At 53.4% G+C, this 26,473-nt stretch carries 22 protein-coding genes; 8 read left to right on the forward strand and 14 right to left on the reverse strand.

The window, feature by feature from the left end; translation table 11 throughout:
• Positions 1–65: 65 nt before the first annotated feature.
• The 4 genes from modF to J0X00_RS10715 form a co-directional block, all read right to left on the reverse strand.
• The gene (gene modF / locus J0X00_RS10700) at positions 66–1,520 is read right to left on the reverse strand and encodes a molybdate ABC transporter ATP-binding protein ModF (protein ID WP_282478035.1); all 1,455 of its coding nucleotides are present in this window, start codon (positions 1,518–1,520) and stop codon (positions 66–68) included.
• A gap of 691 nt (positions 1,521–2,211) precedes the next feature.
• Positions 2,212–3,867 carry a group II intron reverse transcriptase/maturase gene (ltrA, locus tag J0X00_RS10705; RefSeq protein ID WP_282478036.1) on the reverse strand — a complete coding sequence of 552 codons (1,656 nt, stop codon included), beginning with the start codon at positions 3,865–3,867 and terminating at the stop codon, positions 2,212–2,214.
• A 1,104-nt stretch (positions 3,868–4,971) separates the two neighbouring features.
• Entirely contained in the window at positions 4,972–6,609 is a 1,638-nt protein-coding gene (gene groL / locus J0X00_RS10710) for a chaperonin GroEL (RefSeq protein WP_136485324.1), read from the reverse strand.
• A gap of 54 nt (positions 6,610–6,663) precedes the next feature.
• Positions 6,664–6,954, reverse strand: coding sequence for a co-chaperone GroES (locus J0X00_RS10715; protein WP_136485327.1), 291 nt, complete (start codon positions 6,952–6,954; stop codon positions 6,664–6,666).
• Positions 6,955–7,205: 251 nt separating this feature from the next.
• Between J0X00_RS10715 and J0X00_RS10720 the strand changes: the two genes are divergently transcribed.
• Both J0X00_RS10720 and J0X00_RS10725 read left to right on the forward strand, forming a co-directional pair.
• On the forward strand, positions 7,206–7,823 hold the full coding sequence (locus J0X00_RS10720) for a metalloregulator ArsR/SmtB family transcription factor (protein WP_218563461.1): 618 nt from the start codon (positions 7,206–7,208) through the stop codon (positions 7,821–7,823).
• Positions 7,824–7,965: 142 nt separating this feature from the next.
• The gene (locus J0X00_RS10725) at positions 7,966–8,313 is read left to right on the forward strand and encodes a DUF3135 domain-containing protein (RefSeq protein ID WP_136485329.1); all 348 of its coding nucleotides are present in this window, start codon (positions 7,966–7,968) and stop codon (positions 8,311–8,313) included.
• 65 nt (positions 8,314–8,378) lie between these two features.
• Here J0X00_RS10725 and J0X00_RS10730 read toward each other — a convergent pair whose 3' ends face one another.
• Both J0X00_RS10730 and J0X00_RS10735 read right to left on the reverse strand, forming a co-directional pair.
• Positions 8,379–8,837 (reverse strand): DUF805 domain-containing protein, encoded by a 459-nt coding sequence (locus J0X00_RS10730; protein WP_256612378.1) that lies wholly within the window; start codon positions 8,835–8,837, stop codon positions 8,379–8,381.
• Positions 8,838–8,869: 32 nt separating this feature from the next.
• Positions 8,870–9,217 carry a 5-carboxymethyl-2-hydroxymuconate Delta-isomerase gene (locus J0X00_RS10735; RefSeq protein ID WP_136485331.1) on the reverse strand — a complete coding sequence of 116 codons (348 nt, stop codon included), beginning with the start codon at positions 9,215–9,217 and terminating at the stop codon, positions 8,870–8,872.
• Between the two features lie 231 nt (positions 9,218–9,448).
• On the opposite strand from J0X00_RS10735, the gene tpiA reads away from it, so the two are divergent.
• Positions 9,449–10,219 (forward strand): triose-phosphate isomerase, encoded by a 771-nt coding sequence (tpiA, locus tag J0X00_RS10740; RefSeq protein ID WP_136485333.1) that lies wholly within the window; start codon positions 9,449–9,451, stop codon positions 10,217–10,219.
• 202 nt (positions 10,220–10,421) lie between these two features.
• On the forward strand, positions 10,422–11,792 hold the full coding sequence (locus tag J0X00_RS10745) for an MATE family efflux transporter (protein ID WP_282478037.1): 1,371 nt from the start codon (positions 10,422–10,424) through the stop codon (positions 11,790–11,792).
• Positions 11,793–11,949: 157 nt separating this feature from the next.
• Here J0X00_RS10745 and rraA read toward each other — a convergent pair whose 3' ends face one another.
• The 7 genes from rraA to priA form a co-directional block, all read right to left on the reverse strand.
• A complete protein-coding gene (gene rraA / locus J0X00_RS10750; protein ID WP_136485337.1) occupies positions 11,950–12,504 on the reverse strand; it encodes a ribonuclease E activity regulator RraA in 555 nt (184 codons plus the stop codon).
• Between the two features lie 75 nt (positions 12,505–12,579).
• Entirely contained in the window at positions 12,580–13,497 is a 918-nt protein-coding gene (locus J0X00_RS10755; RefSeq protein ID WP_136485339.1) for a 1,4-dihydroxy-2-naphthoate polyprenyltransferase, read from the reverse strand.
• A 126-nt stretch (positions 13,498–13,623) separates the two neighbouring features.
• Positions 13,624–14,955, reverse strand: coding sequence for an HslU--HslV peptidase ATPase subunit (gene hslU / locus J0X00_RS10760; protein WP_136485341.1), 1,332 nt, complete (start codon positions 14,953–14,955; stop codon positions 13,624–13,626).
• Positions 14,956–14,988: 33 nt separating this feature from the next.
• Positions 14,989–15,546, reverse strand: coding sequence for an ATP-dependent protease subunit HslV (gene hslV / locus J0X00_RS10765; protein ID WP_218562634.1), 558 nt, complete (start codon positions 15,544–15,546; stop codon positions 14,989–14,991).
• A 131-nt stretch (positions 15,547–15,677) separates the two neighbouring features.
• Complete coding sequence (locus J0X00_RS10770) at positions 15,678–16,232, reverse strand: SPOR domain-containing protein (protein ID WP_136485346.1); 555 nt, start codon at positions 16,230–16,232, stop codon at positions 15,678–15,680.
• 128 nt (positions 16,233–16,360) lie between these two features.
• Positions 16,361–17,368: a DNA-binding transcriptional regulator CytR gene (gene cytR, locus J0X00_RS10775; RefSeq protein WP_136485348.1), complete on the reverse strand. Its 1,008-nt coding sequence runs from the start codon at positions 17,366–17,368 to the stop codon at positions 16,361–16,363.
• 324 nt (positions 17,369–17,692) lie between these two features.
• Positions 17,693–19,894 (reverse strand): primosomal protein N', encoded by a 2,202-nt coding sequence (priA, locus tag J0X00_RS10780; protein WP_282478038.1) that lies wholly within the window; start codon positions 19,892–19,894, stop codon positions 17,693–17,695.
• Positions 19,895–20,246: 352 nt separating this feature from the next.
• Between priA and rpmE the strand changes: the two genes are divergently transcribed.
• Both rpmE and J0X00_RS10790 read left to right on the forward strand, forming a co-directional pair.
• The gene (gene rpmE, locus J0X00_RS10785) at positions 20,247–20,465 is read left to right on the forward strand and encodes a 50S ribosomal protein L31 (RefSeq protein ID WP_136485352.1); all 219 of its coding nucleotides are present in this window, start codon (positions 20,247–20,249) and stop codon (positions 20,463–20,465) included.
• 236 nt (positions 20,466–20,701) lie between these two features.
• Positions 20,702–21,979: a malic enzyme-like NAD(P)-binding protein gene (locus J0X00_RS10790; RefSeq protein WP_136485354.1), complete on the forward strand. Its 1,278-nt coding sequence runs from the start codon at positions 20,702–20,704 to the stop codon at positions 21,977–21,979.
• A gap of 153 nt (positions 21,980–22,132) precedes the next feature.
• Here J0X00_RS10790 and metJ read toward each other — a convergent pair whose 3' ends face one another.
• Positions 22,133–22,450, reverse strand: a complete 318-nt coding sequence (gene metJ / locus J0X00_RS10795) for a met regulon transcriptional regulator MetJ (protein WP_136485356.1) — start codon at positions 22,448–22,450, stop codon at positions 22,133–22,135.
• Positions 22,451–22,778: 328 nt separating this feature from the next.
• Here metJ and J0X00_RS10800 point away from each other — a divergent pair, with 328 nt between their 5' ends.
• Both J0X00_RS10800 and J0X00_RS10805 read left to right on the forward strand, forming a co-directional pair.
• Positions 22,779–23,945, forward strand: a complete 1,167-nt coding sequence (locus J0X00_RS10800) for an O-succinylhomoserine (thiol)-lyase (RefSeq protein ID WP_282478039.1) — start codon at positions 22,779–22,781, stop codon at positions 23,943–23,945.
• The gene (locus J0X00_RS10805; RefSeq protein ID WP_136485361.1) at positions 23,945–26,356 is read left to right on the forward strand and encodes a bifunctional aspartate kinase/homoserine dehydrogenase II; all 2,412 of its coding nucleotides are present in this window, start codon (positions 23,945–23,947) and stop codon (positions 26,354–26,356) included. The genes J0X00_RS10800 and J0X00_RS10805 overlap by 1 nt, the downstream gene beginning before the upstream one ends.
• Positions 26,357–26,473: the final 117 nt, after the last annotated feature.

The raw sequence follows: 26,473 nt of genomic DNA on the forward strand, positions 1-26,473 counted from the left end.
CTAACAATGGCCGGTAAAAAATGGCCTATAAAAAAGCGTTGCCCCGGCAACGCTTTTTTTATGACTTACCGCCCGCTGCGCGAGTGGATGTCGACCCGGTAGCCCTGTCCGTTGTCAGCGACAAAGTCGACAAAATGATGCACCGCATCCAGCGCATCTTCCTCGTGGTGAGTCACATACAGCAACTGGCTAATCTGGCTTGAGGCAATCCGGTTCAGAGCATGGTATACCAGTTTGCGATTGAGAAAATCCAGCCCCTGATACGGCTCATCCAGAATCAGCAAAGCCGGCTGTTTGATCAGCGCACGGCCAATCAGCAGCAGGCGCTGCTGGCCATAACCCAGTGAGCGGAATCCGACTTTTTCCAGCTCGGCCATCTCCAGCATCCCAAGCCACTCACGCGCCAGGAGGATCTCTTTTTTACTCGGCTGCTGATACAGACCAATCGAGTCATAAAAACCCGACACGAGCACTTCCAGCGCGCTGCAATTGACCCGATACTGCAGGTGCAGTGCCGACGACACCACACCAATGTGCTTTTTGACATCCCAGATGGTTTCGCCGCTACCGCGTTGCATACCCAGCACACGAATGTCATTGCTGTAACACTGCGGATGGTCACCGAGAATCAGGCCCAGTAAGGTACTTTTACCGCAGCCGTTCGGCCCGCGCACCTGCCAGTGCTGACCGCGTTCAATCCGCCAGTTCACGCCGTGGAAAATCGGCGCATCGACATACTCGACGGTGACGTTATTCATCTCCACCAGCGGGTCGGGGTACGCATGCGGACTTTGATGCGCCTGCATCAGCGCCAGCATGGCATCACTTTTCTGCTCTGACAGCGCTTTCATCTGCGCCATTAATGGGTGGCTGAGCCAGTCAGCACGCGTTAACGTCTGCACCAGTTTCTGCTCATCGAACAGCGCCACATCAGTGATAAACGGTGGCAGCTCGTCTTCGCGCGCAGTCACGATCAGCAGTTGCATCTGCAGTGCCAGTTGCTCAAGCAGTTCAGACAGATGGGCCCGGTGGGCGATATCCAGCCCGGAATAAGGTTCATCGAGGATCAGCAATTGTGGTTTAAGCGCCATCGCGCGGGCCAGCATCACCCGGCGGGTTTCCCCGGTCGAGAGCTGACGAAAGCCGCGCTGACGCAAAGCCAGCAGGTCCGTCTGTTGCAGCAACAGCTCCAGCTCCTCAGCACTGCAGCCGGTGTCGCGCACCAGCTGTTCCACACTCGAACCGTAGTCGATGCGGTCCATAAAATCGGTATCATCGTTAGCCAGTTCCAGATCGAGCAGACGCTGCTGTTCATGCAGCGAAACACAGGCAATACTCTCAGGCAAACCGGTCACTGTACCCTGCTGCGGGCTGAGTTCACCACTTAAAACCCGCACCAGCAAAGACGCGGCGTTACTGTGGGTCGAGAACATGCCCCAGTGCTGACCAGGTGTAAGCTGCCACTTTTCTATGGTGAGTGAGACCGATTCGGTCTGGTGTTTAAGCTGTTGAATCTGCATAACGTCCTTCCTTGGTAAGAGCCGATTAGTGTGCAAAAAGCGCCGCCGAATTACCAGTGCTTGTGTCATTTCACTGCGCACAAATCTTTACTGCCAGCCTGGCAAACAGGCATAAAAAAGCCGGAGTGTTCACTCCGGCTCTCTTCTGCATCAGGGGATGATGTCGGGTAGCAGCGGCACATTGCTGTGCCACCGCCCCCTAAGAACCGTACGTGCGAGTTTCCCCGCATACGGCTCAAGCCCTTATAAGCCTAACCATCGGATAGGCCAGCAACGCTACTGTAATGCATTTATAAATCGGTCGAGACAAGTAAAGTTTTTGTTCAACAACATTAGTCATTGGATATAGTTAGTAAACAACGTGTGTTGAATCAGCTAAACGTAAGGAAATCACTTCCAATACCTTAACTACTAGCAACTATCCTTTTACTAAGTATTATCTTAACGTCAGAAATTGCCTGACCTTCTCTACTGTTTCAAAGTCATTAACCTCCGGTAACGGCCATCTGGTAAAGGGGGTTACCACCTTCCCTTTTTAACTTCTAGTCTCATATTGATCCCCTTCCGGTCAGGACTCAATGCCGTTACATTGAGAACAACTTGGGGAAGTCCAAAAACTGGGTCAAAATAACCTCCTTGGATTTCCACAACTTGGGTTTCAAATTGATTATATTGCACATTAAATATCCAATCAATTGCTATGAATTGAGCGATGACAATTCACATGCAACATCATCAAATTCGAACTGTCGTCGGTGCCCCCGTCAACCCGTCGGATGATGTGGTGAATATCCCATTCATCTTCTGAGTTGAACGTCTGTTGGCAGACCGCACATTGGAAATTTTGCCTCTCGACAATCTTCCACAACTTCATGTTACCCGACAAAGATTTCTTCAATCTCTGCATCTTCAGACGTTCAAAATACTGCTCGTCTTCCGGTAGATAACAATTGGCTGTTGCCCGAATTTTCACATGCTTGTCGATTTTTACTCTCGCTGCGTGAAGCAGACGATAGTATCCCTCTTCCCCTTTCGGTCTTGGTGCGCTGAACACCCAACTCCTCTCACCCACTGTCTTAAAATACTTGTTCTTAATCCAGCGTTTTCGGCGATTGGAATGAATGCGTCGGCACCATTTCCAGAGCATTTTCCAGATCCGGTAATCCACATACTTGAACGTCTCACTTGCACAAATCCAGCGGTGGTAGTTACACCATCCCCGAATCATCGGATTCAGCTTGGCAATGATCGCCGCAGCCGGAGTCGTTTTATGGCTGTTGAGATAATCCCGTATGTTTTTCAGCAGTGTCTGTACGTTTTTCTTCGACGGTTTGATTAGCATCTTACCGTTGTATTTACGCACATTCTGCCCAAGGAAATCGAACCCCTGCTCTATATGTGTAATCAGCGTCTTTTCCTTCGATAGCGTCAGCCCACGCTCCGCCATAAAGGCTTCGACTGTGGGTAACACTTCATTTTCCAGCAGCTCTTGCGAGATTCCGGTAATGATGAAGTCATCCGCATAACGCACATAGTTGACCTTAGTTTTGTAACTCGCCTTGGTGTTCTTCCTCCCAAAATGAGATTCCAATACCTCTTCAAGTCCATCCAAAGCCATGTTGGCCAGCACAGGAGAAATAATCCCTCCTTGTGGTGTGCCTGCCTCCGTAGGATTCCAACTTCCAGATTCCATAAATCCAGCTTTCAGCCATTTCTTCAATATCGCCTTATCCATAGGGACATAAGCGATAAGCCAGTCATGACTGATATGGTCGAAACACCCTTTGATATCCCCCTCCAGTACCCATTGGGCACTCGCCTTGCGACTGAGATTCACGAAACATTGTTCGATCGCATCAGCGCAAGCGCGGTGAGGACGAAAGCCGTAGCTGTTCCTGTCCGCTGTGGTTTCCGACAAGGGTTCTAGAGCTAACAGGTACAATGCCTGCATTGCTCTATCACGCATAACCGGTATTCCCAGTGGTCGGGTTTTGCCGTTAGCCTTAGGAATATGAACACGTCTTAGTGGCATCGGTTTGTAACCTTTGCGACTGAGATTATGTATCGCTTCCCATTTCAATTGCGGTGTATTCCAGATTTCTCCGTCCACACCGGGTGTTTTCTTACCACGGTTCTCTGTAACCTTTCGAACCGCTAATGCTCTGGCAGAAAAGGACTTCACAAGCATTCGCTGCAGTTGCTTTACTTGTCGCCAGTTTTTCCTTTGCGTTGCTTTCGCAATCCGCACTTGTAGCTTCTTCACTGTCTGATGGCATCGTTTCCAATCTAGGGCATGCCAGCCATCATTCTGGTGTGAGAATGCAGGTAAACACTGTGTGCTACTCATCTTGCTTTCCTCATGGTGGGCCCCCCATGAGAAATGAAGACAGATCTCCCCTACGGGTGAAATGTCATTCACCCTAGGGGGGATTGTTTCCGGTTAACGTAATAACATTAACCGGCCTTCAGCTTTACAAGCCATCTTACGATTAAAGACCTAATGGAAGTCTGCACTCTTTCGAGTTAAGGCAAAGTCTGAACCTCTATCCTGACCATTACAGCCAAGCATTCGCTTTTTCCATCGTTCCCATACCCACTTATCCAACAGCTTCTCTTACGAGTCACCTGCCACTTGGGCGGATAATTGGGCTTACCAAGTTCCTGTGTGTGTACAAATAGTTACTTAGGTTCTGTCTATTCAACGGTGGCACAACAGTAGCGTCTTCCTAGATGCAAAAGGAAGAACCTGTCCACATACCTTTTGGTCAGAGCGTAACAAAGACCTTTCGCTCAACGCGGCTGACGTTGTTTATCAACAGTTCACGTACGTTAACCCTATAACCAAGCCTAGCCCCTCAACCGCTTGTCATTAGCGATATCCACAATTCTGCTCACGCAGAGATTGCACCTTTTCAGGGGGTACATTGTCAGGAAGCTTCGCACCAATCCGTTACCAGATTCGCACTATCCCTAGGCTACAACTTGCTACAAAGTTGGTCTTATCCATTCAAACTGCTGCTGAAGGTAAGACAATACAACACACAAGCTTCAGTCGTTTTTGACCGTGAAGCGCGTCTTCTTGTGATGAAACACAGTAAATTACCGAGTTCTGCTAAGAAGCCAGTGCTTTTAAGTGGAGGGCATATCAGACGTTGTCAGATATGTCGGTCCCAAGTTTTATTTTCCTAAATGGCGGTTTCCCGCTCACGTTCTTAACCTTTAGGCTTCGCCTTCAGGAGATACGTGATCATAGTGAAAAGTGAGGCAGCATGGCTGCCTCAACACTTGTTTCCTAATTGCCGTTTCCGGCGAGTGGTGTAGTGGCGAGGAACTCTTGGGAGAGCGCTATCCTTACATCCTCAGGTGATAGCTAGAGCAGTTATATCTACTGATATTTCTGCTCACCTTAGTGATTAACACCAAGGAACGGTCAAATGCGACCCTTGTCGCATTACATCATGCCGCCCATGCCACCCATACCGCCCATGTCAGGCATTGATGGGCCGTCTTTCTGTGGCAGTTCAGTCACCATAGCTTCAGTGGTGATCATCAGGCCAGCAACAGACGCTGCAAATTGCAGTGCGCTACGGGTTACTTTGGTTGGATCCAGAATACCCATTGCGATCATATCGCCGTATTCACCAGTAGCTGCGTTGTAACCATAGTTACCTTCACCCGCTTTCACGTTGTTGGCAACCACAGACTCTTCATCGCCTGCGTTCTTAGTGATTTGACGGATTGGAGCTTCCATCGCACGCAGAGCAACGCGGATACCGACGTTCTGCTCTTCGTTGTCGCCAGTCAGTTCAGTTAGTTTCGATGCAGCACGGATCAGAGCCACACCACCACCAGCAACGACGCCTTCTTCTACCGCTGCACGAGTTGCGTGCAGTGCATCTTCAACGCGGTCTTTCTTCTCTTTCATTTCAACTTCAGTGGCTGCGCCAACTTTGATGACCGCAACACCGCCAGCCAGTTTAGCCACGCGCTCTTGCAGTTTCTCTTTGTCGTAGTCAGAAGTTGCTTCTTCGATTTGCTGACGAATCTGAACCACACGGCCCTGAATCGCGGCTTCTTCACCGGCACCGTCGATAACCGTGGTGTTTTCTTTGGTGATGGTGACACGTTTCGCCTGACCCAGATCTTCCAGAACCGCTTTTTCCAGTTCCAGACCGATCTCTTCAGAGATAACAGTACCGCCAGTCAGAATTGCGATATCCTGCAGCATCGCTTTACGACGATCGCCAAAACCAGGAGCTTTCACTGCGGCGACTTTCACGATACCACGCATGTTGTTGACAACCAGTGTTGCCAGCGCTTCGCCTTCTACGTCTTCTGCGATGATCAGCAGCGGACGAGATGCTTTCGCGACACCTTCCAGAACTGGCAGCAGTTCACGGATGTTAGACACTTTCTTGTCAACCAGCAGGATGAACGGGTTTTCCAGATCAACGCTGCCCGCTTCCTGGTTGTTGATGAAGTAAGGAGACAGGTAACCGCGGTCAAACTGCATACCTTCTACAACGTCCAGCTCGTCCTGCAGAGCCTGACCTTCTTCAACGGTGATCACGCCATCACGGCCGACTTTTTCCATCGCCTGAGCAATGATGTTACCAACGCTTGAATCAGAGTTGGCAGAGATGGTACCTACCTGCGCGATGGCGTTGTTGTCTGCACATGGAACAGACAGCGCTTTCAGCTCTTCAACGGCCGCGATGACCGCTTTGTCGATACCGCGCTTCAGATCCATCGGGTTCATGCCCGCAGCCACGGCTTTCAGACCTTCGTTGACGATAGCCTGTGCCAGTACAGTCGCGGTAGTGGTACCGTCGCCTGCTGCGTCATTTGCCTGCGACGCCACTTCTTTCACCATTTGTGCGCCCATGTTCTGGAATTTGTCTTCCAGTTCAATTTCACGCGCCACAGATACACCATCTTTAGTAATCGTTGGTGAACCAAAAGATTTGTCCAGTACCACGTTACGGCCTTTAGGGCCCAGGGTTACTTTTACTGCATCAGCCAGAACGTTTACACCTTCCAGCATTTTTACTCGAGCGTCATTACCAAATTTTACGTCTTTAGCAGCCATTTTGTATTTCCTCTCTTGAATTCGGTTTTAATTAATCGTTTTGATTCGGAGCAATTACTCAACGATTGCCAGAATGTCGTTCTCAGACAGAATCAGTACTTCTTTGCCGTCGATTTTTTCTGACTTGGTGCCGTAGCCTTCTGCAAAAATCACTGCATCGCCAACTTTCACGTCCAGAGGCAGAACTGTACCGTTTTCGAGAATGCGGCCTTTACCTACTGCAAGCACTTTACCGCGCGTTGACTTTTCAGCTGCAGAACCAGTGAGAACAATTCCACCAGCAGATTTAGATTCAACTTCTTGGCGTTCAACGATAACTCGGTCATGTAATGGACGAATATTCATCGGTCGTCTCTCCTGATTAAATTTCCATTTGGTTGATGTAACGCTGGGTGACCAGCTTGTGAATGATATGTGGGGGATAAAACAGCATAACCCAAGGGGGTGAAGTGAAAAAAATGTGATGAAATTAACGAATCTGCGCAGTCATTCATCAGCCACTGCACTGCGGCACGTTTTCCTTGCCCGTGTATAGTAAATAATTTGCTTTATTAACCTGATTATCCATAATAGATCAGAGGAATAAGAGGGAAATGATGAAGACGATCGACCGGATTTTACACACCATCAAACGTGAAGGTGCCGTGACCGCCAAACAGCTTGCCGAAGACTTAGGGATCACCACCATGGGGGCCCGTCAGCACCTGCAGGCCTTAGAAGATGACGGTGTTCTGGCCTTTCATGATGTGAAGGTCAAAGTCGGCCGTCCGACCCGCCACTGGTCCCTGACCAAACAGGGCCATGATCAGTTTGCCGACCGCCACGGCGAGCTGACCATTCAGGTTATCGAAGCGGTAGAACACATTTTCGGTAAAGAAGGGCTAGCTAAAGTCGCGGCCGAGCGTGAAGCGCAGACACTGGCCCAGTATCAGCAAGCGGTGCAACACTGCCCCGATCTGGCCGCGAAGCTGGAAAAACTGGTCGAACTGCGCGAGCAGGAAGGCTACATGGCCGAACTAGAACAGACCGAGCAGGGCTATCTGCTGGTGGAAAACCACTGCCCTATCTGTAAAGCCGCCCAACGCTGTCCGAATCTGTGTCAGTCAGAGCTCAACGTGTTTCAGCGCCTGCTCGGCGATGAATGCCGGGTGGAGCGCAGTGAACATATCATTGCCGGTGAGCGGCGCTGTACCTACCAGATTTATCCGCTCTGATCAGGCGCTGACTGGCCGTCACACCAACAGCGCTGTCTCATTTTTGAGAAGCCCCCATAGCCGCCAGGCAGTATGCCGTTTTGTCTCTTATGCTTGAAGTATTGATAACATCATCAATGCCATGCTGGCACAGGAGCAAGCCATGTCCCCCCCACATACCCATGAAGCCCTGCAGACGCTGCCACCGTTTGATGAACTGGTCGAAATGGCCAAAACCGATCCGGATGGATTCAACCGCTTTAAGCACACCATGTGTCAGGAGATGATTCAGTCGGCCTCAGATACCATGCAGGCCAGACTGCAGGCCCAGCAGAGCCACATCGACCTGATCCTCAGTCACTGCAAAAATCCCGACCACGCCAATGTGACCCTGATGCGCGAACTGTCGATGCAGATGGTAAAATTCCGCAATGCACTGGATGGCGATCTGGATGAACAAAGTGAAGCGCAGGTTATTCCATTCCGGCCGCGCAATGACACCTGGCGCTAACACTCATCCTGGGCATCCTGGGGATGCCAGGGTATCCTCCCAAGCGGAGCGATAAGTCAGCGGTTTCAGCCCTGCTCCGGCGGGCCGAACCGGTTGTTGTCTTCAACGGCGGGTAACAAGCCACACTCAATTAAAATCCAACTGCCACACAGCAGCGCCAGCAGGGTCGCTCCGGTATCCAGCAAGGTCGGCGTGGTGGCCATGTCATCTTCGGCGCCCGGCACCATCATACGCCCGATCACCAGCGGCACATTGAGCAGCAACCACCAGCTGGTTTTATTGCGATCGTGCCAGCGTTTGGCGGTGACAGCCAGATCGGGGATGAGTAATACCAGCAGCAGCAAAGGGATTAGGACCGGAGCCAGCCCCGGCACCAGACGGTGACACAGCTGAATAAAGACCACGATGCTCAGGTAGTAGCACAGATTCCAGATCCAGAAGGTACGCCGCCCGACCCGGCCCTGAAAAGAGAACAGCAACTGCTGTAACGATTGTGAATCCAAAGACATAACTCTTAACGACATAACCTCTCCTTTGGGCCCGGGCTGGCGGAATGTCAATGCATCACACTACGGAAACAGGCCTGATCCAATTCACGAATACTGACCGATAAGCTGCGTACCTGCCCGGTCTGGCTGTCGAGCACTTGCATCAACTGCTGCGATAACGCCTGCTTCTGCTCAGCGCTGTAACCGGACATCACTTCGACACTGATATAAATAAAGTCTTCACTGTCGGCCTGATCGCCAATCAACCAGTGATGACAGCGCAGGGTGCGTGATTTCACCGTCAGCACATCAAATAATCCGGACTCAATCATCACTTGATGGAGATCTTCCAGCAGCCCCTGCACATTGACGCGCTCCTCAACTGAATTAGAGTACTCCAGCACCAAATTAGGCATAGTCACTTCCCTGTTACGTCATTTCATCATAGTAAACTGACACTAATAGCAAGTCGCAGCACAAAATCCGAGCATATCCCCTCTATTCTGTATAGCAGATCACTGCCGCACACGTGCGGCACTGGATAAGATCCCAGAAAGTCATGACCGGAGTCATGATCTGCTCAGTTTTATCTGTTATATTCAGTCGCAATCAGGTTTTTTTTATTAATTGAAATTGGAGATATTCCTATGCGTCGTCCTGTAGTGATGGGGAACTGGAAACTAAATGGCAGCAAAGCAATGGTGACTGAACTGTTGGCTGGCCTGAATGCAGAACTTGAAGGTGTAACTGGTGTTGACGTGGCAGTCGCGCCACCGGCACTTTACCTGGATCTGGCTGAGCGTCTGATCGCAGAAGGCGGCAACAAGATGATCCTGGGTGCACAAAACACTGACCTGAACAACAGCGGTGCGTTCACTGGCGATATGTCTCCGGCTATGCTGAAAGATTTCGGTGCTTCTCACATCATCATCGGTCACTCAGAGCGTCGTGAATACCACCACGAATCAGACGAGTTCGTCGCGAAGAAATTTGCGTTCCTGAAAGAAAACGGCCTGACTCCGGTTTTCTGTATCGGTGAGTCTGAAGCACAAAACGAAGCGGGCGAAACTGAAGCGGTATGCGCACGTCAAATCAACGCAGTGATCGACGCTTACGGCGTAGAAGCCCTGAACGGCGCTATCATCGCTTACGAACCAATCTGGGCAATCGGTACGGGTAAAGCAGCGACTGCAGACGATGCACAGCGCATCCACGCTTCTATCCGCGCCCTGATCGCAGCCAAAGACGCAGCGGTGGCTGAGCAAGTGATCATCCAGTACGGCGGTTCAGTAAAACCAGAAAACGCAGAAGCTTACTTCGCCCAACCAGACATCGACGGTGCTCTGGTTGGCGGCGCATCTCTGGATGCGAAAAGCTTTGCCGCGATTGCTAAAGCAGCAGCAAAAGCCAAAGCTTAATCGCTTTTAACGCTAAAAAAGGTCGGCTTGCCGGCCTTTTTTCGTTGCTGCGCCTTACCGTCAGCGTGCTAGTGCCCCCCGCCAATATCAGGTATCCTTATTATATTGCGCTGCCACACTCGCCTATCCGTCTTCATCTGAGCCCACAGGCGCGAGTCTCCCGGCGGCTTCATACATCACCAACCGGCTTGCAGAAACAGATATGAACGATAAACACGGCCTGCTCTCGGCACCGATTGCGCTGGTATTGCGCCAGATGACCCTCCCTATGGTCGTCGGCATGATAGCGATTCTGATGTTCAATCTGGTCGACACCTTTTTCATCTCTCTGCTCGGTACAGATGCTCTGGCGGCGATCAGTTATACCTTTCCGGTCACGTTTGCCGTCAACTGTATCACCATGGGCATCGGCGTTGGCCTATCGACCAGCATCGGCCGTCTGCTCGGCCAGGGCGAAGCCCCGAATGCCGCCCGTTTTGCCACTCATGGTCTGATCCTGGCCGTGTGTCTGGTCACGCTCGCCTCACTCAGCGGCTTCTTCACTATCGAGCCGCTGTTTCTGGCACTGGGCGCCAAACCTGAGCTACTGCCGCTGATCGAACAGTATATGCAGGTGTGGTACCTGACGATTCCGCTGCTGGTGATCCCGATGGCCGGCAACAGCGCGATTCGCGCCACCGGTGACACCAAAACACCGGCGAAAATGATGCTGCTAGCCGGAGCGATTAACGGCGGCCTCGATCCGTTGCTGATCTTTGGCTACGGTCCGTTTCCCGAACTGGGCATGCAGGGTGCGGCGATTGCCAGCGCTGTATCCTGGCTCGGCGCTCTGCTCGGCTCCGGGTATGTGCTGATCAAACGCGAACACCTGCTGGCTGTGCCGCGCCTCAATTATTTGCTGCACGACTGGCGCCAGATCCTGAAAATCGGTACTCCGGCCGCGCTCTCCACCGCCATGAACCCTATCTGCGGCGCACTGCTGATGAAGCTGCTCTCCAGTCACGGTACGGCAGCGGTGGCAGCTTATGGTGCGGCACAGCGGATTGAATCCATTCTGATCCTGGTACTGATGTCGCTGACTTCGGTGCTCACGCCGTTTATGGCGCAGAATCTGGGCGCGGGGAATCCGCAGCGCAGTTTTGCCGGCCTGTTCCTCAGCCTGCGTTTTGCCCTGCTGTTTCAACTGATGATTTTTATCATGATGCTGCCACTGAGCATTCCGCTCGCGGCGCTGTTCTCACAAGAGCAGGCGGTGCGTGATCTGTTATGGCATTACCTGCTGGTGGTGCCGTTCAGCTACGGCTGTCAGGGAGTGGTAATGATGCTGGTATCAGCGCTGAATGCCCTGCATCTGCCGCTCAAGGCGTTTCAGTGGAGTTTTATGCGTCTGTTTGTGTTTACCCTGCCTGCGGCCTGGCTTGGGTCATGGCTGTTCGATATTGAAGGGTTATTTATCGGTATTGCCTGCGGCAATGTCCTCGGCGGCGTGTTCGGTTATCTGTACGCCGTGCTGCTGCGCCGCCGTTTTAGCGCCGCGCACCACCAAGCAGGCAGCTCCGCGGCGACGCACTAAGCCAACACGTCAGTCGCATTGCGACCCTTAAGCCGCATCACTAGATCTCTGTCAGCCGTAAGCTATCTACCAGCAGTAATCTGTCTGCCAGCAACAAGCTCACTGTCTGGTGGCGACAAAAAAGCCGGCTGTCAGGCCGGCTTAATTTCAGTAACGATCAGAGCAGTCTGTCGTCATCGTCCAGAATCTCTTCCAGTTCTTCCAGCACTTCATCTTCTTCACCGTCGAGACCACTGTTGAGCGGCTCTTGTGACAAGATGATACCGGTATTGTCCGCATAGAGATAATCTTCCGGCAGGAAAGTGACGCCACCGAAATTGACCGGTACATCCACTTCACCAATCCCCTGCGCGGTGGCACCAACCGGGATCGAGGCCATGGCCTGAATGCCGATACTCATGTCTTCCAGCTCGTCGACTTCACGTACACAGCCGTAGACCACGATGCCTTCCCATTCGTTCTCTTCCGCCAATGCCGCCAGTTCAGCGTCAATCAGCGCACGACGCAGTGAGCCGCCCCCATCAATCAGCAGTACCCGGCCCAGGCCGTCCTGCTCGAGGGTTTCGCGGATAAGACCATTATCTTCAAAACATTTAATGGTCGTGACCTGCCCCGCGAAGGAAGCACAGCCGCCAAAATTGCTAAACATGGGTTCTACCACATCCACCTGGTCGAGATAGATATCACATAACGCAGAGGTGTTATATTCCATAGCTTGAGTCTCTTTGCGAACAGTCTTTAAACGAGTATATCGGGTCGTTGAGTCAATGCAATGACATTGTGCACATTAACTCGTCAGAGTTTGCGCGATAACTACCCCAACAAACAAAAGGTTAGTCACCAGCGAACATTTGACGATCGCCGGTAGCATAGGGGCAATCTGGGCCGGCTTTTGGGTCGCCCATACCGCACGGCTGTGGCGGGTAACAATAATCAGGCTGAGCAGAAACGGCAGGCTGATCCAGACCGGTTTACTCTGCATCAGCAGATAGCCGCCAAATGCCACCAGCGCACCCGCCAGGAGCAGAAAGTGATAGTGCTTGGCGCGTTGCTGACCCAGACGTACTGCCACGGTCCGCTTACCGCATTCAGCATCATTCTCGATGTCACGCATATTATTGACATTGAGCACCGCGACCGCCAGCAGACCGCAACCTAACGAGGGCAGAAACAGGCTCCAGTCAATCGAGCCGGTGTGCAGAAAATAAGTGCCGGATACGCCGAGCAGACCAAAAAAGATAAACACCGACAAATCACCCAGGCCAACATAGCCATAGGGCTTATTACCCACGGTATACGCAATCGCCGCCGCCATCGCCAGTACGCCCAGACCAATAAAGACCAGAATGCTTTGCAGACTGTCGAGGGCATACAGCACCAGTCCCAGACCGGCAACAATGGTCAGCACCACATTAATGATGATCGCCTGCTTCATATCGGCCAGTGATACCTCACCAGACTGGATGGCCCGCATCGGACCGAGCCGTTTTTCATTATCGGTGCCTTTGACGGCATCACCGTAGTCATTAGCAAGATTAGACAAGATCTGCAGCAGCGTCGCGGTTAACAGCGCCAGCACCGCAATCGCCGGAGTAAAACGGCCGGATGAGAAAGCCAGAGCACTGCCGGTAAAAATCGACACCAGTGCCAACGGCAGCGTTTTAGGGCGAGCGGCGTCAAACCAGATACGTAATGAATTATTCATAGTGATGAGAGATTGATCAACATACGTTCAGTATACGCCCAACCTGACAACACAAAAAAGCCCACCAGATCAAGGTGGGCTCAGAAAAATGCACAATTTTATACGGTCAGAGTAAAACCGGGCCGATTACAGGATGAAACGGCTCAGGTCTTCGTCTTCCACCAGCTCACCCAGACGAGCTCTGACATAAGCACCGTCAATAGTCAGGCTGTCGCCGGCTTTTTCCGTGGCGTCAAACGAGATTTCATCCATCAGACGCTCCATCACAGTATGCAGACGACGGGCACCGATATTCTCCGTTGTCTCGTTGACCTGCCACGCCGCCTCTGCAATCTGCTTGATGCCGTCTTCGGTAAAGTCGACATTGACATCTTCGGTTTTCATCAGCGCAATGTACTGTTCGGTCAGTGAAGCTTTGGGTTCGGTCAGGATGCGTTTAAAGTCATTGCTCGACAGCGCTTCCAGCTCAACCCGAATCGGCAGACGGCCCTGCAGCTCAGGGATCAGATCCGATGGCTTCGCCACCTGGAACGCGCCGGAAGCAATAAACAGGATGTGGTCGGTACGCACCATGCCATGCTTGGTGGATACCGTGCTGCCTTCAATCAACGGCAGCAGATCACGCTGCACCCCTTCACGGGACACATCCGGACCTGAGCTCTCGCCGCGTTTACAGATTTTGTCAATCTCGTCGATAAACACAATGCCATTATTTTCAACATTGTAAATCGCCTGTTCTTTCAGCTCTTCCTGATTAACCAGCTTAGCCGCTTCTTCTTCAGTCAGTGCTTTGAGCGCTTCTTTGATTTTCAGCTTACGCTTTTTCTTGGTGTCGCCACCCAGATTCTGGAACAGACCCTGCAGTTGGTTGGTCATCTCTTCCATGCCCGGAGGCGCCATGATCTCTACGCCCATCTGCGGCGCAGCGACTTCGATCTCAATCTCTTTGTCATCCAGTTTATTTTCACGCAGTTTCTTGCGGAAAACCTGGCGGGTATTGGAAGACTCATCGTTGTGCTCGGCCTGGCCCCACGCATCGCGCGCCGGTGGCAGCAAGGCATCCAGAATTCGCTCTTCCGCCAGCTCTTCGGCGCGGAATTTCACTTTCTCCATCGCCTGCTGATGGGTCAGTTTTACCGCCACATCCGTCAGATCGCGGATGATGGTTTCAACTTCTTTGCCGACGTAACCCACTTCAGTGAATTTGGTCGCTTCAACTTTGATGAAGGGCGCGTTAGCCAGTTTGGCCAGACGACGGGCAATTTCAGTTTTACCCACACCGGTCGGACCGATCATCAGAATATTTTTCGGCGTCACTTCAACGCGCAGGCTCTCTTCGAGCTGCATACGGCGCCAGCGGTTACGCAGTGCAATCGCAACCGCTCGTTTCGCTTTATCCTGTCCGATGATGTGACGGTTCAGTTCATGGACAATCTCACGAGGAGTCATTTCAGACATAATGCTTTCCTTCAATTCGGTGGCTGGCAGCGCTTACTGATCGCTGGTCGCTGGCAGCATTCCCGCAGGGATCTCCAGCTCTTCAATCGTATGATGGTGGTTGGTGAACACACAGATGTCACCGGCAATCTTCAGGGCTTTTTCCGCAATCTCGCGCGCATCCAGCTCGGTATTTTCCAGCAGAGCAATCGCCGCCGCCTGGGCATAGTTACCGCCGGAACCAATCGCAATCAGGTCATGCTCCGGCTGCAGCACATCACCATTACCGGTAATGATCAGCGATGCGGTTTCATCTGCCACCGCCAGAATCGCTTCCAGGCGGCGTAACGCACGGTCACTGCGCCAGTCTTTAGCCAGTTCAACCGCGGCTTTGGTCAGGTGTCCCTGGTGCATTTGCAATTTACTTTCGAAACGCTCAAATAGCGTGAATGCGTCCGCCGTACCACCCGCGAATCCGGCCAATACTTTGTTGTTGTACAAACGACGAACTTTGCGCGCGTTGCCTTTCATCACGGTATTGCCAAGCGAGACTTGTCCGTCACCTGCGATGACAACTTTGTTATTACGACGTACAGATACGATGGTAGTCACTAGGAACCCCTTTGTGGTTTTCACTATCAAGATAGTGGTTATATGAGGCTGGAAAATCAAAATTCAAGGGAAAGAATCAGCGCCACAACGCAAAACGCCCGGAGAAACTCCGGGCGTTACTGCTATCAGGTTTACTGCTGCTCTTTCCAGATAGCACAAGGCTCAATCTTGGCACGCTGCAGCTTATGCTTGTCACGCTCAGCGTCGCGCTTGAACTTGTAAGGGCCGAGAACCACCCGGAACCAGCTGCTGCCTTCCTTGTTGCGGATCTTACTGCTCAGCCCCTGAAAGGCGATATCCAGCTTGCGGGTTTCAGCCTGATGCATGGTTTTATAGGCCCCGCACTGCATGATGTAAGGAATGTCCGACACCTGCAGCTCTTTGGCTTTGACCTCAATCTGGCGATTAGGCAGCGATTCCACGTAATCCCACTGTTCGGTTGGCGGCGGCGGCAGGCTGTTGGCCGGCTGCGGTTTACTGACCGGCTGTGGCTTGGTTTCCACCACTTGCGGTGCTGGTGGCTCGGGATCCTGACTGAGCTGATACAAACCATAGCCAAAGCCGCCCGCCAGCACGAGAGCCAGCAAGCCACTGCGCCAGGGTTTTCTGCGTCGGGGAGTGGGAGTTGTTTTCCGGGTCGGCTTTTTCGGACTACGACCACGTCTTACATAATCTTTATTAGCCACAAACTATTTCAAAAGTTGACAATTTTGCCTTCATGTTAATGCAGTTTCCTGCCGGATAACAGAGCAGAAATGGAAGCGGCGTGTCAAAATACGCCGCTCACACTGAGATATTACTCGTGGTTAAAGCACTAGATTGCACATGGCGGAGCCGCGCTGTCGCGTACCACCAGCTGGGTTTCCAGTAAACGTGAACCGGCCTGAACATCGTTGCCACGCAGCAATTCCAGCATCATCAGCATTGCCTGGCGGCCAATCTCATAACGCGGCTGAGAAATGGTGGTCAGCGGTGGATCGCAGTACTGGGCAAACTGAATGTCATCGAAACCGACCACGGAAAGATCCTGCGGCACTCGCGTACCCAGACGTTTGGCTTCCTGAATCGCTCCAATCGCCATGGTATCGTTGTGGCAGAAAATCGCCGTCGGCGGCTCGGACAACGCCAGCAGCTGACGCACCGCCTGAGCACCCGATTCAAATGAGAAATCACCGCTCACACTGTAGTCTGGATTGCGGGTAATCCCGGAGCGGCGCAGCGCCTGCTGGTAACCTTGCTGGCGGAACTGGCACAGAACGGCCGTATCCGGGCCGGCAATTTGCGCCACCCGTTTGTGGCCCATCTGGGTCAGATAGTTCACCGCTTCAAACGCCGAGGTCAGGTTATCAATATGTACCGTGGGCAGCTCCAGTTCCGGGGCAAACTCACACGCCATCACCATCGGCGGCAGGTTTTTCTGTTCCGGCTTACTGACATCAAACGGCAGGTCGGTCCCGAGCAGCAACATACCGTCCGCCTGCTTGGTGAACACCAGGTTCACAAATGAGCTTTCACGTTTTTTCTGCTGACCGCTGTCACCCAGCAGCACCAGATAACCGTGTTCCATCGCCGCATCTTCAATGCCGCGGATGATCTCGGTGTAATACGGGTCACAGATATCCGGCACAATGGCCACAATCGTTTTGGACTCATTGCGACGCAGATTGCGCGCGAGAGAGTTAGGGGAATAACCAGCTTCTAACACCGCCTCTTCAACCCGTTTACGGGTCGAGGATGAGACTTTCTCGGGATTCATCAGAGCACGCGATACGGTCGCCGTTGATACGCCTGCAAGCTGGGCAACATCCTTCATTGTCGCCATAGGGGGTACTGTCCTCTTTTCTCGGTTCTTAATAAAAATTCATCGTGTCTGAGACACTGATTATCGTTATAGAGCGCCGCCGGGCATCCGGTTTGGCTGCTAACATTGCTTGGATTCACGCTTACCTGCTGCACGTTCGCTTAAGGTTCGCCACATTTAGGCCAGCGAAAACGATTCACTGCGCGATTATGGCATTTAGTGTATTCCTTTCCGATGGGAAAGTTACGGTCTGATTAACAATTTTTGCATCACAAGTGTGATATTTATCACGATAAGAAGGATTTCATTTTTTGACAATTTTACCAGCAAGCCGGATGGGGCTGCTCAGCTCAAATCCTGCGGTTCAATGTCCAGCGTCCAGCGCACTTTAGTGGCCAGCGGCAACATCTGAATCGCCGGGCGTGCGCTGGCTAACAGCTTCTGCATCACCGAACGGCTGGGCGCCTGCAACAGCAACTGCCAGCGAAATTTTCCGGCCCGTTTGGCGAGCGGTGCCGGCGTCGGCCCCAGCACCAGACAACCCTGTTCACTGAGCGGGTGAGCTTCCAGCGTCTGGCGTACCTGACGCAGAAAATCTTCTACCTGCTGCGACTGGTTGCCTTCGGCGCGAAACAGGGTCAGAAAGGTATACGGCGGCAGTTGGGCCAGCTTGCGCTCCGCCAGTGCGGTTTCAGCAAAATGGTGGTAATCCTTGTTGAGCAGCGCCTGCAACAAGGTATGCTCTGGATGGTGGGTCTGCAGCACCACTTCGCCCGGCTTACTCGCCCGCCCGGCCCGGCCCGCCACCTGGATAAACAACTGAGCCAGACGTTCAGAGGCGCGAAAATCACTGCTGTATAATGAGCCATCCACATCCAGCAGCGCCACCAGAGTTACATCGGGGAAATGGTGGCCTTTGGCCAGCATCTGGGTGCCGATCAAAATCTGATATTCGTTATTGCGGATCGCTTGCAGCGCTGATTCCAGACTGCCTTTGCGCCGGGTACTGTCACGGTCAATCCGAATCGTCTTGTAGTCCGGAAACAGTTCCCCCAGTTGCGCCTCGAGCTGCTCGGTGCCGACCCCGACCGTGACCAAATGCGTCGAGCCACACCCCTGACACTGGTGGATCACCGGACGCTGTGAGCCGCAGTGGTGGCAGCGAATCTCGTTACTGTACTGATGGTAGGTATAATAAGCATCACACCGCTGACAATCGGCGATCCAGCCACATTCGTGACACATCAGCGCCGGAGAAAAGCCACGCCGGTTGAGGAACAGCAGCACCTGATTGCCCTGCGATAAATGGCGGCGCATTTCCGCAATCAACGGCGCGGACAAACCGCTTTCCAGATACAGGCCTTTGACATCCAGCACCCGGTTGGTGGTCGGGCGCGCCGTTCCGGCACGCTGGGTCAGATGCAGATGATGGTATTTGCCGCTCAGGGCATTATGCAGCGTTTCCAGCGCCGGGGTGGCACTGCCGAGCACAATCGGGATCTGCTCCAGATTGGCACGCATCACCGCCACATCGCGTGCGTGGTAGCGCAGGCTGTCCTGCTGTTTATACGAAGAGTCATGCTCTTCGTCAACAATGATGATGCCGAGATCGGCAAACGGGGTCAGCAGCGCGGAACGGGTACCAATCACGATACCGGCTACTTTGTCGCGCGCGGCCAGCCAGGCATTGAGACGTTCGGTTTCATTGAGACCGGAGTGAATCACCTCAACCGGCACATTAAACCGTTTACGAAAACGGTTAATGGTTTGCGGCGTCAGGCCAATTTCCGGCACCAGCACCAGCGCCTGGCGGCCTTGTGCCAGCACCGGCTTGATAAGATTAAGGTAGACTTCAGTTTTACCCGAGCCTGTTACGCCCTGCAGCAGATAACAGCCGAATGCCGGCTGATGGTTGACCGTTGCAATTGCGATGGCCTGCTCAGAGTTCAACTTGGGCTTATCGACCGCGGCTTCCGGCTCTGCTGGCCAGGGCCGGAACTGCGGACGCTGTTCACTGACTTCAATCCAGCCTTTGTTCTGCAGGGTGTTGAGTGTCGCACTCGACACTTCCTCATCCAGCATCACCTGATGAGGGACCGGGCCAGAAGCGACCAGATTCATCACCTTGGCCTGTTTAATCGCACGGCCAAAGCCCTGCATCAGCTGATCGCGCCCGGCGGCAGTAATGAGCCACTCTTTACTGCTGGCAAAATCAGCCGCTTTACCTTTACGCAGCGCTCCCGGCAGAGCATTAGCCAGGGTCTCGCCAAGTGGATGCTGATAAAACTGACTGCACCACTGCAGCAGGCGATACAGTTTATCCGGCCAGACTGGTTGGGTATCGAGCACGGCCTTGAGCGCTTTGAGCTGCTCACGCGGAAACTCGGACTCCTGCACCAGTGCAGTCACAATGCCGACCAGAGTCTGGCGCCCGAACGGCACAGAAACGCGGCCGCCGATAATCGGAAACAGGTGGCCGGGAATCAGGTAATCAAATTGCTTATCAAGCGGCACCGGCAGGGCAACGCGAGCAATAGTTGGGCGCATAACAATCCGTCAGCAATTAAGTCAGTTAAGGACGCCACAGTCTACTGGAAGACGGGCATAAATTCGACCCGCACATGGCGGGCAAAAGGCCGTATGCGGCACGCCGGCAGCAGTTCGGGCATCGGGTCTGGCCGTTGGCACCGCCAACCCGTCATGCTCTGAGCGGCTGTTTGCTATGGCTGGCTAAAATAACGCCGAAATCGGTTGATCCGGGCTAGCAGATTCATTACTATATCGCGCCTTAATGGTCCTCAGCAGTCAGCTGTGACCATGGCAATCGTATTATTAACGTTACGTGTGGTGTCCGGCTCAGACTCGGATGGCGACACGGCCCAATTTTTGAGGTTATCCCATGAAAGCTGGTATCCACCCAGAATACAAAGAAGTAAATGCAAGCTGCTCTTGCGGCAACACTTTCGTTTTCAAATCTACTCTAGGTAAAGAAGAAATGCACCTGGACGTATGTGACAAGTGCCACCCATTCTACACTGGTAAGCAACGTGTTGTTGACACTGGCGGCCGTGTTGATCGCTTCAACAAGCGTTTCGGCGCACTGTCAAGCAAGAAGTAATTTTTACTTTACGCGAAGATTTCAAAAAGGACGCTACGGCGTCCTTTTTTCATGCCTGCCATCTGCCCGTCCCCCCGCTCTACGACTAAAGTCTACCCTGATCACAAAACAGCTGGTCTTATCAGCCAAAAACTCACGCATTTTGTACGATTATACAGCACCCCTGCCTAGTCACTATTTCAGGCATCAACTAAAATGTGCGCCCCTTTTCCAAAAATAATAAGAGAACCTCCCCTATGTCCGACGACAATCGTCAACAATTAAGCGCGGAAGAAGCCTTCCGCCAACGTGCTCTGGATTACCACGCGCAGCCGACCCCGGGTAAAATCGCGGTCTCGATCACCAAACCGGCTGACTCAGCCACTGATCTGGCGTTAGCTTACAGCCCGGGCGTGGCAGAACCGGTACGTGAAATCGCTCAGAATGTCGATAACGTTTACAAATACACCGCCAAAGGCAACACAGTGGCGGTGATCTCAAACGGTACCGCAATCCTTGGCCTGGGTAACCTGGGGCCAATGGCCTCTAAACCGGTCATGGAAGGTAAAGCGCTGCTGTTCAAACGTTTTGCCGGCCTCGACTCCATTGATATTGAAGTGAAACACCGCACCATCGATGAGTTTATCGACACCGTCGCTAACATCGCTGACACCTTTGGCGGTATCAACCTGGAAGACATCAAAGCGCCGGACTGTTTTGAGATCGAGCGTCGCCTGATTGAACGTTGTGACGTGCCAGTGTTCCACGATGACCAGCACGGCACGGCGATCGTGACCGCAGCAGGCATGCTGAACGCGATTGAACTGCAAGGCAAAGAACTGTCTGAGTGTGTGATTGTCTGTCTGGGTGCGGGTGCCGCAGCGGTAGCGTGTATGGAACTGCTGATCAAATGCGGTGCGATGCGTGAGAAGATTTACATGCTCGACCGTAAAGGTGTCATCCACACCCGTCGTGACGATCTGAACCAGTACAAGCAACTGTTTGCCAACAACACCGACAAACGCACCCTGGAAGATGTGATTGCCGGCGCGGATCTGTTCCTGGGTGTATCAGGCCCGAACCTGCTGTCCGCCGATGCGCTGAAGCTGATGGCTGACAAGCCTGTGGTGTTCGCCTGCTCTAACCCGGATCCGGAAATCAAACCAGAGCTGGCTCACGCGGTGCGTGACGACCTGATCATGGGCACCGGACGCAGTGACTACCCGAACCAGGTCAACAACGTGCTGTGTTTCCCGTTCATCTTCCGCGGCGCGCTGGATGTACGTGCTAGCGAAATCAATGATGAGATGAAACTGGCGGCGGTCGAAGCGATTCGTCAACTGGCGAAAGAAGAGGTGCCGGCAGCCGTACTACAAGCCGCAGGCAGTGACAGCCTGACCTACGGTCATCAGTACATTATTCCTAAGCCCATGGATCCGCGCCTGCTGCCCCGCGTGGCTAAGGCAGTCGCACAAGCTGCGGTTGACTCTGGTGTCGCACGGATCGAGATGCCGCATAACTATATGCAAGATTAGTAAGCAGCATGCCGGATAAACACTCCGGTGACGGAAGCGTTGATCCTTGCGGGTTAACAATGCCCTGATGCTTAAAAATGATCTGAGAGCTAACAATGCAAAAACCCTGGTCAGTAACCAGGGTTTTTTTATGCTGATGCGGTGCACAGCGACTTAGTCGTCGTATGCCTCAAACTCGATACCCATCGCCGTCATCAGCGCTTTGGCCTCGGTCGGAATATCATCCGGACGGTCTTTACGCAGGTCTTCGTCGGTTGGCAGCGGCTGACCGGTGTAAGCATGCAGAAACGCTTCACACAGCAGTTCACTGTTAGTGGCATGACGTAAATTATTGATCTGTCGACGAGTACGTTCATCCGTCAGCACTTTAAGTACCTTAAGCGGAATCGAGACAGTGATCTTTTTGACCTGCTCGTTCTTCTTCCCATGTTCCGCGTACGGGCTAATATATTCGCCGTTCCAGTCTGCCATTGCGCACCTTCGTAAATTTGAATTCGAGTTGAGTTTTTCAAAGACCTCAATTTTAGCGGGATTTACTGCCATAAGCAAAGACATATAGACGTCTAGAAGTGTTGACGTCTTCTTTTTTGAGCAGTAAAGTGTGATGTTATTCACCGGAGTGAACATTTGCTTCACCACTCACCCCGGAATTGGATTTACACATCGCCCGGAATTGTTTGAAATCCCAATAGCAGCTATGCCAATGCTTACCATTGCCCGCTCTGTAGCCCGATTCGCTCGGTGACAGAGCTCAGGGAATCAACCATTCAGGAAACACCAGACAGGAAAGGAAACGCTCATGACCAATCGCAAGCCAGCCACCATCGCGGTTCGCACCGGTATTGAATCTGACACCCAGTATCACGCCGTTGTTCCACCCATTTATCTCTCAACCAACTATGGCTTTCCTGCATTTGGTGAAGTGCCAAAATACGACTACACCCGCTCCGGCAACCCGAACCGTGGCCTGCTAGAACAAGCCCTGTCTGAACTGGAATCCGGTGCGGATGCCGTGGTCACCAACTGCGGCACATCAGCACTGAACCTGTGGGTCTCGGCATTCCTGTCGCCGGGCGAAATCATTATCGCACCGCATGACTGCTATGGCGGTACTTACCGTCTGTTCAACACCCGCGCCAAGAAAGGCGATTTCAAAGTGCTGTTTGTTGACCAGTCTGACGACGCGGCAATAGCCGCAGCTTTTGCCCAGAAGCCAAAGCTGGTGCTGCTGGAAACGCCGTCTAACCCGCTGGTACGAGTGGTGGATATTGAGAAAATCTGTCAGCAGGCGCAAGCGGTCGGTGCTCTGGTAGCGGTCGACAATACCTTTTTGACCCCTGTGTACCAAAAGCCTCTGCTGCTTGGTGCCGACTTCGTGGTGCACTCGACCACTAAATACCTCAATGGTCACTCGGATGTGATTGGCGGTGTGATCATCAGTAAAGACGCCGAACACGCCACCGAGCTGGCATGGTGGGGTAACTGCATCGGCGCCACCGGCACGCCGTTTGACAGCTACATGACTTTGCGTGGCCTGCGCACCCTGGGGGCCCGTATGCGCGTGCATGAAGAGAGCTCGCAGCAAATCCTCGCTTACCTGCAAAACCAGGAGCTGGTCAAAGTGATTTACCACCCTAGCCTGCCAAATCATCCGGGTCATGACATCGCCAAGAAACAGCAGCTTGGCTTTGGTTCCATGCTGAGCTTTGAATTCGGCGGTTCATTCGAGCAGCTGAAATATTTTGTCGGTGAACTGCAGCTGTTCTCACTGGCCGAATCGCTGGGCGGCGTGGAAAGCCTGGTATGTCATCCGGCCAGCATGACTCACCGCGCGATGGGCGAAGAAGCGCTGGCCGAAGCCGGCGTCTCTCAGCAGTTGCTGCGCCTGTCGGTGGGTCTGGAAGATGCGAGCGATCTGATTGCCGACCTCGACCAGGCCTTCACCAAAGCCAAGGAGGCCTTTTAATGTCGGTTTCACGTCAGCTGCATAAATTTGGTGGTAGCAGCCTTGCGGATCCGGAATGTTATCAACGGGTCGCGCACATTCTGCGTGACTACTCTCAGGCCGACGATCTGGTGGTGGTGTCTGCCGCCGGTAAAACCACCAACCGCCTGATTGAATTTCTTGAAGCGCTCAACAAAGATGGCCGCGCCGCGCACGAAGCACTGCAGGCCCTGCGCCAGTTCCAGGTCCAGTTGATTGAAGGTTTGCTGGAAGGCGAAGTCGCAGACCATCTGCTGACCGAGCTGAGCGGCGAGTTCGTCGCACTGGGAGAACTGACCGCACCACTGAGCAAAGCGCAGCAAGCCGCGGTTCTCGGCCACGGCGAACTCTGGTCTGCCCGCCTGCTGGCAGCGCTGCTTAACCAGCAAAAATTGCCGGCAGTGGCTCAGGACGCACGTGCGTTTCTGCGCGCCGAAACCGGCACTCAGCCGGAAGTCGATCGCGCCCGCTCTTACCCGTTACTGAAAGCAGTCCTGGCCCAGCATGCTCATCACCGGGTGATCATCACCGGCTTTATGGCCCGCAACGAGCAAGGCGAAACCGTATTGCTCGGCCGCAACGGTTCTGACTACTCAGCCACCGTGATCGGTGCCCTGGCCGATGCCGAACGCGTCACCATCTGGAGTGATGTGGCCGGCGTGTACAGCGCTGACCCGCGTCTGGTGTCGGAGGCCTGTCTGTTGCCACTGCTGCGCCTGGATGAAGCCAATGAACTGGCCCGTCTGGCCGCTCCTGTGCTGCACAGCCGCACCTTACAACCCGTCGCACAGAGCGCGATGGAGCTGCAGCTGCGTTGCAGCTACCAGCCTGAGTCGGGGTCGACCCGGATTGAACGTGTGCTGGCCTCTGGTCGCGGCGCCAAAATCATCACGTCACTCGATGAAGTGCTGCTGCTGGAACTGGCCTTTGGCCAGGGTCACGACTTTGCCCGTGCTCAGGCCGAAGTGCTGGAAAAACTCAAACGCGCTCAGCTCGAGCCGCTGGCGTTTGAGCTGCAGGCCGATCAGCACTGCCTGCGTCTGGCTTACACCACAGAGATCGCCTCCGGCGCGCTTTCCTTGCTGCAGGATGTGGCGATTGAAGCCGAGATTCGCCTCAAGGAAGGCTTCGCTCTGGTCGGCGCTGTCGGCGCAGGTGTCACCAAAAATGCCCAGCACAGCTACGGCTTTTTCCAGCAGCTGAAAAATGCGCCGGTCGAATTTATCAGCGAAGCCGAATCCGAGCTGAGCCTGGTTGCGGTACTGCGTCAGTGTGATGTGAATCCTCTGGTGACCGGTCTGCATACCCAGTTGTTCCAGGCCCAGAAACGGGTCGGACTGGCGCTGTGCGGCAAAGGCAACATCGGCTCAAGCTGGCTGAAACTGTTCGCTGAACAAAAAGACGATCTGGAAAAACGCTACGGCATGCACTTCGAGCTGGTGGCCGTGATCGACAGCCAGGCGTATCTGTTTAAACCGCAGGGTATTGATGCAGCCTCAGTACTGAGCAGCTACGCCGATGAAGCGCAGCCTAATGACGGCCATACCTGGCTTAAACAGTTGGGCGCCATCCAGGGCTTTGATGAAGTGATTGTGCTCGATGTCACCGCCAGCGCCGACGTTGCCAGCCTGTATCCGCAAATCGCCGAACAGGGCATGCACCTGATCTCTGCCAACAAAGTGGCAGGCTCGGCTGCAGGAGATTACTACTACCAGGTTAAAGATGCCTTCGCCAAGATCAGCCGTCACTGGCTATACAACGCCACAGTAGGTGCCGGCCTGCCGATTAACCACACGGTCCGTGACCTGCGTGAGAGCGGCGACGAAATCACCGCCCTGTCGGGCATTTTCTCCGGCACTCTGTCCTGGTTGTTCCAGCAGTATGACGGCAATGTGCCGTTCAGCGAACTGGTTGATCTGGCCTGGCAGCAAGGCCTGACTGAACCGGATCCACGTCATGACCTAGACGGCTCAGACGTGATGCGCAAACTGGTGATTCTGGCGCGCGAATCCGGCCTGGACATCGAACCGGACAGCGTCAAAGTCGAGTCACTGGTGCCGGCCGAACTGCAGGATTTGTCGCTGGATGATTTCCTGGATCGCAGCCAGTTGCTCAACGAGCGTCTGGCCGAGCGTCTGGCCCGCGCCCAGAAGCAGGACAAGGTGCTGCGTTACGTTGCGCGTCTGGAAAAAGACGGCAAAGCCACGGTCGGAGTCGAAGCGCTGGATAAAGAGCATCCGCTCGCCAACCTGCTGCCGTGTGACAACATCTTCGCCATCGAGAGTAAATGGTACCGCGATAATCCGCTGGTGATTCGTGGCCCGGGGGCCGGACGCGAAGTCACCGCCGGAGCGATCCAATCCGATCTCAACCGTTTGGCGGGCCAGCTGTAATCAACACTATGCTACAAACGACGGCAGCTAAAGATAGCGGCGGCTAAAAACGACGACTGATAACAAACGTACAAAGCTCGCCTGTTTGGCGAGCTTTTTTACTATTATTCTAGAGAA

It is taken from the genome of Vibrio sp. ABG19 (assembly GCF_029962385.1).
Classification (GTDB): domain Bacteria; phylum Pseudomonadota; class Gammaproteobacteria; order Enterobacterales; family Vibrionaceae; genus Vibrio; species Vibrio ostreae.